Origin of the sequence: Vreelandella hamiltonii (assembly GCF_014651775.1) — a bacterium.
Taxonomy (GTDB): domain Bacteria; phylum Pseudomonadota; class Gammaproteobacteria; order Pseudomonadales; family Halomonadaceae; genus Vreelandella; species Vreelandella hamiltonii.
Genome location: NZ_BMXN01000057.1, coordinates 1 through 1,440, shown reverse-complemented (window position 1 = coordinate 1,440; position 1,440 = coordinate 1). Strand labels below are relative to the sequence as shown.

The following is a 1,440-nucleotide window of genomic DNA, read 5'->3' as shown; positions in this document are numbered from 1 at the left end:
CACTCTTCGTTATCATCACGACCAGACCCCTTGGGTGTTATAGGGTCAAGCCTCACGGGCCATTAGTACACGTTAGCTCAACGCCTTGCAGCGCTTCCACACCGTGCCTATCAACCAGCTGGTCTCGCTGGGCCCTTCAGGAGGCTCTAGGCCTCAGGGATGTCTCATCTTGAAGGGGGCTTCCCGCTTAGATGCTTTCAGCGGTTATCCCGTCCGACCATAGCTACCCGGCAATGCCACTGGCGTGACAACCGGAACACCAGAGGGTCGTCCACTCCGGTCCTCTCGTACTAGGAGCAGCTCTTCTCAAACATCCAACGCCCACGGCAGATAGGGACCGAACTGTCTCACGACGTTCTAAACCCAGCTCGCGTACCACTTTAAATGGCGAACAGCCATACCCTTGGGACCGACTTCAGCCCCAGGATGTGATGAGCCGACATCGAGGTGCCAAACACCGCCGTCGATGTGAACTCTTGGGCGGTATCAGCCTGTTATCCCCGGAGTACCTTTTATCCGTTGAGCGATGGCCCTTCCATACAGAACCACCGGATCACTAGAACCTGCTTTCGCACCTGCTCGACGTGTCTGTCTCGCAGTCAAGCACCCTTATGCTCTTGCACTCATTGCACGATGTCCGACCGTGCTGAGGGTACCTTCGTGCTCCTCCGTTACGCTTTGGGAGGAGACCGCCCCAGTCAAACTACCCACCACACACTGTCCTCGATCCGGATCACGGACCTGAGTGAGAACGCCAATGATGCCAGGCTGGTATTTCAAGGTTGGCTCCCCTCGAACTGGCGTCCGAGGTTCAAAGCCTCCCAGCTATCCTACACAGGCAACATCAGCGTCCAGTGTGAAGCTATAGTAAAGGTTCACGGGGTCTTTCCGTCTAGCCGCGGGTACACCGCATCTTCACGGCGATTTCAATTTCACTGAGTCTCGGGTGGAGACAGCGTGGCCATCATTACGCCATTCGTGCAGGTCGGAACTTACCCGACAAGGAATTTCGCTACCTTAGGACCGTTATAGTTACGGCCGCCGTTTACCGGGGCTTCGATCAAGAGCTTCGGACGAATCCTAACACCATCACTTAACCTTCCGGCACCGGGCAGGCGTCACACCCTATACGTCCTCTTGCGAGTTGGCAGAGTGCTGTGTTTTTACTAAACAGTTGCAGCCACCTGGTATCTTCGACCGGTTCGGGCTTGGAGAGCAAGTCTCGTCACCCTACGCCGGCGTGCCTTCTCCCGAAGTTACGGCACCATTTTGCCTAGTTCCTTCACCCGAGTTCTCTCAAGCGCCTTGGGATTCTCACCCTGACCACCTGTGTCGGTTTGGGGTACGGTCGCACATGATCTGAAGCTTAGAGGCTTTTCCTGGAAGCGTGGCATCAATGACTTCGACACCGTAGTGTCTTCGTTTCGTGTCTCGGCCTTG

1 rRNA gene is annotated in these 1,440 nt (G+C 55.8%); it reads right to left on the bottom strand.

What is annotated here, in order from left to right:
* Positions 1-41: 41 nt before the first annotated feature.
* A 23S ribosomal RNA gene (locus tag IE091_RS18310) occupies positions 42-1,440 on the bottom strand; the annotation flags it as partial.